This window comes from Saccharomonospora saliphila YIM 90502, assembly GCF_000383795.1.
Taxonomy (GTDB): domain Bacteria; phylum Actinomycetota; class Actinomycetes; order Mycobacteriales; family Pseudonocardiaceae; genus Saccharomonospora; species Saccharomonospora saliphila.
Map to the genome: position 1 here is coordinate 285,690 of NZ_KB912640.1, position 3,941 is coordinate 289,630.

At 74.6% G+C, this 3,941-nt stretch carries 3 protein-coding genes and 2 pseudogenes; all 5 read right to left on the minus strand.

The genetic code is table 11. The features are described from left to right. Window positions 1–828: pseudogene (locus tag SACSA_RS25795) on the minus strand (hypothetical protein); the annotation flags it as partial. Continuing rightward, on the minus strand, window positions 825–1,418 hold the full coding sequence (locus tag SACSA_RS0106475; protein ID WP_019814377.1) for an RNA polymerase sigma factor: 594 nt from the start codon (window positions 1,416–1,418) through the stop codon (window positions 825–827). The gene SACSA_RS0106475 and the pseudogene SACSA_RS25795, both read right to left, overlap by 4 nt. A gap of 92 nt (window positions 1,419–1,510) precedes the next feature. Beyond that, entirely contained in the window at window positions 1,511–2,554 is a 1,044-nt protein-coding gene (locus SACSA_RS0106480; RefSeq protein WP_028661612.1) for a sensor histidine kinase, read from the minus strand. 43 nt (window positions 2,555–2,597) lie between these two features. Next, entirely contained in the window at window positions 2,598–3,317 is a 720-nt protein-coding gene (locus tag SACSA_RS0106485) for a response regulator transcription factor (RefSeq protein ID WP_028661613.1), read from the minus strand. 8 nt (window positions 3,318–3,325) lie between these two features. Next, a pseudogene (locus SACSA_RS0106490) lies at window positions 3,326–3,941 on the minus strand (hypothetical protein); the annotation flags it as partial.

The window sequence follows — 3,941 nt, forward strand, 5'->3', positions numbered from 1 at the left end:
GCCGTTGCCGGGACCGTCCAGGCACCGGTCTAGCACACGCCCCGCGGGCGACGTCCTTCCGGGCTCGGCGACGGGCCGGTCGACCACGTACAGCCCGGGCTCCGGCGGCGAGAGCGCCAGCTCGTCGCCGACGTCCCGATCAGGCCCGCCCGGGGCGCGGACCGCGGTACCGACGACGTCCAGGCCGGTCACGTCGTGGTGGCCCAGTTCGGCGATGAACACCCCGTCACGCACTGGGACCTCCGCAGGGTGCGAGCCGAACATCTCGGTGAACGACTCCGTGCGGCGATCGCCCTCGGCAGGATCGACCGTCACCGCGACCGCGTCGACGTCCGGGGCCGCGACCCCCACGACCGTGCCACTCGGCGTGGCCAGCACACCGGCGACCGGCGCGTGGCCCCGGGCGCGGTCCAGCCGGACGGGCGCGGACAGCGCCACCGACGTCAGCGACGTCTCGCAGAACAGCGCGGTGTCCCCGGCATCGATCACCGTCATCCTGGTCAGATGCAGCGCACGGCTCGACCGCACCCGCCACTCGCCGCGGTCGGGGAACTCGCCGACGCGGCCAGCCTCCGCCACGGCGGCCCGGCAGCGGTCGAGCGCGACCGCGCCGGGGGATCCGGGAGCCGCGGATTGTCCCCCGCCACCGGTGGCGTCGGTGATGACCACCGCGCCCGTGGCGAGGAGTGCGACGGCGGCGGCGATGCTCACCGGCGCGCGGGCGGGACGGCGGGTCCGGTCGCGGGTCTGGCACCGGACCCGGTCCAGCATCCGGTCGCGCACCACCGGGGGCAGCTCGCGGTGCGGTGGCAATCCCAACTCGTTCATGATTCCTCCACGAGCGTGCGCAACCGGGCACGGGCCCGGGACAGATGCGAGCGGACGGTGGGTTCGGCGAGGCCCAGCACGGTGGCGGCCTCGGCGGAAGACAGTTCCCCGAGCAGGCACAGCTCGGCCACGCGACGTTGAGCCTTCGGCAACCGGGCCACCGCCGCGACGACCCGGCGCACCCGGTCGGCGCCGTCGACCCGGTCGGTGACGGCATCAGCATGGTCCGCGGCGGCCTCGGGATGCGACAGGCGGCGCACCAGACGCAATCGCCTCCGCTCGCCGCGGCCGCGACTGCGGGCCAGGTTCGCCGCGACGGTGTAGAGCCAGGGTCGGGCGCTGTCGTTGACCAGCGCCACCTCGGCGCACTTGCGCCACGCGGTGACGAAACAGGTCGAGGCCACCTCCTCGGCTTCGCTCCACGACCCGGTGAGCCGGTAGGCGTGGTTCCACACGGCCTCGGCATGCCGGTGGAACAGGTCGGTGAACGCGGCGTCGTCGCCGCGGGCGGCTCGGCGCCACAGTTCGCTGTCGCTCGGTGGAGGCGGTGGTTCGGCCGGGCCCGCGTCGTGGGCACGTGTTCCGGCCATCACCGTCGCCCCCTCTCCGGTTCCGGCTTGGGTGTGCATGCCGGGAGGTGTCCGGCCGAGGCGACGATGTTGCACCGCGAGCGGGCGGCCGGTCAGCGGGAGGCGGGCAGGCGGACCTCGAACCGGCAGCCCGGGCCGGTGTTGCGCACGGTCACGCGGCCGTGGTGGGCTTCGACGAGTCCCCGCACGATCGCCAGGCCGACCCCGCCCCCACCCGAGGCCGACGGTGCGGGCGTGCGCGCCGTGCCACCCCGGAACGCCGGGTCGAACACGCGGTCCAGTTCGTCGTCGGGGATGCCGCCGCAGGCGTCCTCCACCGCGAGCACCGCCTCGCCGCCGAGGGCGTCGAGCCGCACGGTCACCGTGCCCTCCGGCGGGGTGTGCTCCACGGCGTTGGTGACGAGGTTGCGGACCACGCGGCCCAGTTCGGGTTCGCCTCCGGTCACCACGGGCCGTGCCGCCGCCTCGGCCCGCATCCGCACGCCCCAGCGGCGGGCCAGCGGGTCGAGCGCCGCCAGCGCGTCTCCCACCACGTCGTGCAGGCCGAGTTCGGTGGGGCGCAACCGCAGCGTCCCCGCCGTGATCCGGGACAGCTCGAACAGGTCGTCCACCATCCCCGCGAGGCGTGCGGCCTCGCCGTCGATGCGCCGCGCGAATCCGGTCACCTCGTCCGGCCGGTCCACCACCCCGTCGGCCAGCGCCTCGGCCATGGCGCGAATCCCGGCGAGCGGGCTGCGCAGGTCGTGACTGATCCAGGCCACCAGTTCCCGCCGCGACGCCTCGGCCGCGCGCTCCCGGTCGCGGGCCTCCCGTTCCCACACGCTGCGGCGGGCGATGACCCGGCCGAGCACGACGGCGGCGGGCACCGTCACCACCGCCACCAGCAGGCAGACCAGCAGCATCGTCGTCAGCGCGGTGCTGAACATGAATCCGCTGACCCCGAGCACGCCCGCGAGGGTGGCCGCGAGCGGCACGAGCACCAGCACCGTCAGCGTGGTGGCCAGCGAGTACCGGCGCAGCCGGTACAGCACCAGGCTGCCGGCCGCCACGACCGGCAGCGCGAACAGCAGCGCCACCGGCAGGATGTGCCAGGCGTGCGCCAGCATCGCCGCCAGCGACTCGTCCGACTCGATCACGACGTTCGCACCCACCGGTTCCGCCGGTGCCCCGCGTCGCGGGTCATCCCGGTCTCGCGTCGTAGCGGTACCCGACGCCCCACACGGTGACCACACGCTCGGGTGCGGCCGGGTCGCGTTCGATCTTCTCCCTCAGACGCCGCACGTGCACGGTAACCGTGGACAGGTCCCCGAAGTCCCACCCCCACACGCGTTCCAGCAGCTCGGTCCGCGAGTACGCGGTGGCCGGGTGGGACAGGAAGAACGCGAGCAGGTCGAACTCGCGGGCGGTCAGCGCCACCGGGTCGCCCGCGAGGCTCGCCGTCCGGGCCGCGAGGTCGAGACGCAGATCGCCGTCGGTGAGTTCGGTAGGGGCGGCCACGCCCGGGGCACCGCGCGACCGGCGCAGCACCGACGCCACCCGCAGCGACAACTCCCGAGGGCTGAACGGCTTGGTGACGTAGTCGTCGGCGCCGAGTCGCAACCCGGCGATGCGGTCCTCCTCCTCGCCCAGCGCGGTCAGCAGCACCACCGGGACTCCGGGCTCGCCCGGGTCCGGTTCGCGCAGTCTCCGGCACACCTCGAACCCGTCGAGCCCCGGCAGCATGACGTCCAGCACCACGAGGTCGGGCCGCCGCGCGGCGAACCGTTCCAGCGCCGCGGGGCCGGTTCCGGCCACGTCGACGGCGAACCCGGCCAGCCGCAGGTACCGGCACACGACATCGCGCACGGTCTCGTCGTCGTCCACCACGAGCACCAGGCCGTGGTCCGTCTCCCCGCTCATCGTCGTGCTCACCACACCGTCATCACGAGGTGGTTCACCGCCAGCGCCGTCGCCGCCTGCGCGGCCAGCCACCATCGGCGTGACCGCGGCGGCAGCAGTGCGGTCGCCGGCAGCAACCACACCGCGAACGGAAGCCAGATGCGCTCCACCTCCGCTTTCGACAACCCGGAGACATCGGCCGCGAGCACGGCCACCAGCGCCGCCCCGGCGAGCGCGACCACCGGGGTCCACCCCCGCAGCCTGCCCACACCCGCCGCCACGGCCGGCCCGGTGGCCAGCGCGAGACAGGCCAGGTTCGCCCACACCCAGTACGAGTACGGCCGCTCGGCCGCGATGCCCTGGTGGTACCGCTCGACGACCATGGCGTACCCGTCGAACCACCAGAATCCGGCCACCGCGAACACCACCACCACGGCCACCGCGCCCAGTACCGCCCACAGCAGGCTCGCCCAGCTCCGCCCCGCCACCACGACCGCCAGCGCGACCACACCCAGCAACACCAGGCCGTAGGAGAGGAAGACGCCGAAACCGAGCACGAACCCCGCCCCCACCGCGAGCGGCACCGCGCCGCGTCCGCCGTGCCCGAACGCGCGCGTGGCCAGCGCGAGCAGCGCGACCCCGGTG